Genomic DNA, 4,792 nt, shown 5'->3' on the forward strand with positions numbered 1-4,792 from the left:
GCTAAGCAGCCGTTCGTTCAAAGTGCGGCGAATTCAACGAGAGAGCCCAAGTTGCATGATACTGCGCGGCGCACGAGTGACCGCTTTGGCGAACCTGGCCAAAAACGCCCCGCAATCAAACTGTTTTTTGCCAAGAGACTGTAAAATAAAAGAATCTAGCGATTTCAGGCGAAGTGGTTCGGTTGCAATAAACAATTTTTGCTAGTCATATAATCACGATACACTCAAAAAACACTTGACTGCTATTAAGCATACTTTCTATCTAAGATAGCGGTTTGTTTAAGGGGCGCGGGATATGAAAACGTTTAACGGACTTATGGTGGCAATTACACTGACCGTAACGGCGAATGCGACCTCGGCCCAAGAACTAAACGGCTTGGTAAAAAACATAATTTTGAGTGCGAATACGGAAACTAGCTTCAACGGGCCGGTTCGTTGTCAAAGGCTTATTGTCGAAGGAAGCGTGCGTATACGTCATTCAAACGAGGATCGGGAAGTTCTCTTGCAAACTGCATTTGACAATCCGTCATGTGGCACGGGTGCATTGCCGAATACAATTCAGATTGCTTGCGATGTAATTGAGTTTAGAGATGGTTCCGAGCTGGGCACGTGGTCTCCTGTATTGATATATGGTGGCCGCATTGAGGGACCAACAAACATAGTCGGGCTTCGCTCAAGAGCAGGTATCAATGGAGCGGCGCATCGGTCTCTAGCGGTAAATGGCGCTAACGGAACTAATGGCAGCCACGGTGCCGACGGAAAACCAGCAGGCTGCGATTTCAATCTTAAAAGGCGAGGTTGTCGTAGCGCGACCGATGGTGGCCCGGGAACCGATGGAACCGATGGGACCGATGGCGCACACGGCCTTGATGGCAGCGACGGAACCGACGGTGAAAATAACGTCTGCATTACTTTGCATACCGATGGTTTTGACGGTGAACATCCAGTTAAGATCCTTTCACCTGGCGGAGGTGGCGGTGACGGCACCGATGGACAACATGGTGGCAACGGCGGGAACGGCGGTTTTGGCGGGAATGGAGGAAAAGGCGGCGATGCCGATACTCTGGCTGGCCGCTCCAGATCCGGTGGCATAGCTGGAAATGGTGGGAACGGTGGTAACGGCGGGAACGGCGGGAACGGTGGCGACGGCGGCGATGGCGGCGATGGTGGTCGGATTGAAGTGAGAATCCAAGAGAATGAGTTGGGCCGGGGTGTTCGACCTCTGGACAATGACTCGCTTTTGTTAGCGAAAGGCGGCCGCGGAGGTAGGGGCGGCTTGCGTGGCGAGGCTGGCACAAAAGGTGCCCTTGGTGGTGCCGGTTTCCCCGGTGGCTTCGGAAGAGGTGATTTCATCTACGGAGGTGGCCACACAGGTCCGGCGGGCAAGCGTGGAACCGACGGGTCGCATGGCGAGCCAGGCGAAGACGGCAAACCAGGCAAAGACGGCGAAGACGGCAAGATTGTTCAGAACGTATTTGGCTATGGCCGGGTCAACACACCTAACGAAATCGATTGGAACCTTGTTTCCCAATAGTTTGGACGAACTAAAATGCCGAAGACCACTCTATTTTCCGGATCGAAAGGGGGCTTGTTTGGGCTTAGCGCTCTTCTCTTGGCAACTGTCAAGGCGTCTCCGTTGCTTGCCGACATCGTATTTAATTATGACCCTGGAAGTCCAGCAAGCATCGGCCGTTCTGTTGACTACCGGAACCCGACCCAAACTAAGCTCGACTGCTTAGAGAACCAGAACTGGGGTTGGGTTGAAACTGAAACCACTGATCCCAACGCTGTTGGTGGTGTAGTCTCCGTTCAAGTAAACGGTGAATATACTGACGACTACCGTGAAATATATCGTAAGTTGAACTTTAATGCCTCGTTCAAGGCATCCGCTGCTATAAGCGAAGTAATGTCCGCCGGAAGTGATGGAAGCTTAAAAATAAACTACGACTATACCGGCAAATTCTCGGATCTTTCATACGTACTCGTAGCATCTTATGATTTTGGGAGTCGACGGCTAAACCGACCAACTTTACGTCCCGAGTATCAAAGCCTAATAAACAATGGTAACCATGACGAGTTTATAGCTCGATGCGGCACGCACTATGTTGCGCGAGAGGAAATGTGGGCGTATGCCGCCATCGTTGTTGACATTGATCGTTTAGACGAGACCGTAAAGCGACATCTACTAGCAAATTATGGTTCTGAAACAAAGATTGTTGAGCTGGCTTCAGCAGAATTAAAGCTAGGCGTCGATGGGGCTTATAACAACGCTAGAAAATATGGGGTGGCCACGCTCCGATTCCATGCAAATGGTGGCGATCCGACGAAAGCTTCCGAATTGGCAGAGGTTGCGCAATCCAATAACCTTGCCAAAGCGTTATCCGGCATGAAGGTCTATATGTCGGGAATTTCTCGGTCAACATCTGTACCTAAGCGAGCATATCTAGCTTCCTTCTCGAATTTCGGCCTTGACATCGAAGAAGACACTACGAGAGATCGATTCCTAGAGGCTGCCTACTTTACCTCGCTTAAGTATCAGTCCGCTCTCGAGGCGGCTAACGCACGTCTCGCAACGCTCGAAGCTGCGCAGCGCAGTGGATTAGACCTTAACAGCATATACGAGCGAGACATTATCAAATTAAACAATCAAAAGGCGGCTCTCGACGAGCTTACAGTCGTTTGTGTACGCGATGGCGCATGTGATCTCTCAGCTATTCGCGATGCTGCGCCACTTATTTCATATAGAACGACTCTGCTGAGGGAACCAATCCTTGAAGCAAGCTGCCAATACGAAGGTGCAGACTTGGCTCGAGTCGCTGTTCGCGTCTTGGGTACACTTGTTGATCCAAATGCCGCCCAAGAGCTCGCTGTCTACCGCATCTTGGAGTATACGACTGGTCGCGCTCCAGAAGAATTGTCAATTAGGCGCACGCGATTCAATGCCGATCCTCACAATAGATTTCAAGTAGGTTTCGAGTTGAACGATGATCCTTACAGTGAATTGATACTGGTTGATGAGGTTCGTCGAAGTAGATTCGAAATGAGTGTTCGTTTGGTGGACGGTTCTCTGGAGTGGTATAATCTTGGTTATCCCTCAATTCGAGAAGACAATTGCCCTTTAAAGCTATGATTTTGCAATATCTTTGTAAAAGTACGACAGCTCTTGCGGTGGTACTGACGCTTTTTACTGCCGCACCATCAAGAGCTGATAGGTCTCTGGAGTGGCTTGTCTCCCGAGACCATCGCGTACGCGCAACTGACAAAAGCGTCTTTGCCAACTACATCCGAGAGGCAAAAAAGGCACGCGCACATGGAAAGCACTATCACGCTGACTTCCTTTCAAAGCGAGCAATTATTGCTCGGAATGATGCTAAGGAATTGCATATATCATCTTGGATTTTGTCCAGGCTGGAGACTGAGCTCTCCACGGAGAAACCTAAATTATTGACTGCGCTAAATTCCTTACAAGAAATGCGCGGTTGCTTATCGTTGCCGAATTCCGCTTCAGAGCGCTTGGATCACGCGATCCTTGCTTCGGACTTAGCTCTTTTAGACATGCTAGTTCTTGGCGATTCGTCTAGGGAAAAAAATTTCGGATCGTTGATTGCAGACCTAATAGATGATGGGTTCGAGCGTTGCAATCCTCTTGAGAGCATTTCGGAAACTAATGGGGAAATTAATTGGAACCTCCCTGGATCAATGAACAAACCTGCCTTGCCATATAGTCTCGCGACCCAGTCTCCGGGCTCAGAGAGCCACGACGATGGCTCATATTGGGCCGTTGCACCTACCTTGCGACGACCAGTTTTTCCCAAGTCGTTGACCTCAGGATATTCTTCGTTTGTGCCGTGCACCACAACAGTGGACGATGTCACTTTTTACTACGGGATTGATAATGAGTCCTTAGGTTCCGATGGCTCGCGCCCGTCAGTTTCCGATTGGTTACTGAAACAAGCAACTGATGTTGCGTCCTCACAATTGAGTATTGTCATCGAGGCGCACGCAGACAGTGGTGGCGCTACTTGGCGTAACATGGAGCTGGCCAAAAGGCGAGCGCAGGAGTTAGCCGATTTGCTCCAAGAGTCTATTGGGCCAAGATTAAAAACACACTTTTTCATCTTGGGAGCGAACTGCCCGCAAGTATCTTTGGGTGCAGATGTGTATGCGCTCCCAAACCGTAGACTAATCATTCGCCCCGCCTTTGCTAACTAGCGTCAGCGGAACAGTCGGTAGATTTTGTAGTTACTCTATCGCACCTATCCACCAAACAAAGGCTCTTATGACAAGATCGTCAGCTTAGACAGGCGCATTCGCGCGAAACCCGCTCCACTTCCTGTGCTTTTTCCTTGCATGCCTAAATATTACTTTCGTCACGAAAGAGCGATTATTGTGGTGGGTTAAATGGAAAAAAGACATCGTTGGACAACTAGCGAGCTTCAGGAAGCGGCGTTGAAATACAACACGCGAAGTGAATTTAGTAACGGGAACCGACCAGCGTATACCACCGCTTTGCGAAGAAAAATCCTCGACGACATCTGCGGACACATGATCGTTAAGCAGAACAAGTGGACGGTTGAGGGGCTTCGAAGTGAGGCATTGAAATACAGTACAAAGGGCGAATTCGATAAAGGCAATTCAAAGGCGTATGTGGCCTACTACCGCGTCTCGCGCGTCGAGATCATGGGCAATCTCGTCTGGTGGGTCGACCGATTGCTCGACGAGGATCCGGCCGCCTACAGGAGCTTCCAATGGGAGTTTGATGGGGTTCCGGAGTTCACCGACCGCCGGATCT

General features: G+C 50.1%; 5 protein-coding genes and 1 pseudogene. 4 read left to right on the top strand and 2 right to left on the bottom strand.

Annotation, left to right across the window (positions count from 1 at the left end):
* Positions 1-709: 709 nt before the first annotated feature.
* Complete coding sequence (locus tag E1297_RS04155) at positions 710-943, bottom strand: hypothetical protein (protein WP_155134253.1); 234 nt, start codon at positions 941-943, stop codon at positions 710-712.
* Positions 944-958: 15 nt separating this feature from the next.
* The gene (locus E1297_RS04160) at positions 959-1,192 is read right to left on the bottom strand and encodes a hypothetical protein (RefSeq protein ID WP_155134256.1); all 234 of its coding nucleotides are present in this window, start codon (positions 1,190-1,192) and stop codon (positions 959-961) included.
* Between the two features lie 84 nt (positions 1,193-1,276).
* On the opposite strand from E1297_RS04160, the gene E1297_RS04165 reads away from it, so the two are divergent.
* The 4 genes and pseudogenes from E1297_RS04165 to E1297_RS49065 form a co-directional block, all read left to right on the top strand.
* Entirely contained in the window at positions 1,277-1,534 is a 258-nt protein-coding gene (locus E1297_RS04165) for a hypothetical protein (RefSeq protein ID WP_155134258.1), read from the top strand.
* Positions 1,535-1,549: 15 nt separating this feature from the next.
* Positions 1,550-3,130 (top strand): hypothetical protein, encoded by a 1,581-nt coding sequence (locus tag E1297_RS04170; protein ID WP_155134261.1) that lies wholly within the window; start codon positions 1,550-1,552, stop codon positions 3,128-3,130.
* Positions 3,112-4,212: an OmpA family protein gene (locus E1297_RS04175; protein WP_155134264.1), complete on the top strand. Its 1,101-nt coding sequence runs from the start codon at positions 3,112-3,114 to the stop codon at positions 4,210-4,212. The genes E1297_RS04170 and E1297_RS04175 overlap by 19 nt, the downstream gene beginning before the upstream one ends.
* Before the next feature lie 189 nt (positions 4,213-4,401).
* Positions 4,402-4,792 (top strand): annotated as a pseudogene (locus tag E1297_RS49065) (hypothetical protein); the annotation flags it as partial.

The sequence above is a fragment of the Roseibium sp. RKSG952 genome (assembly GCF_009711355.1).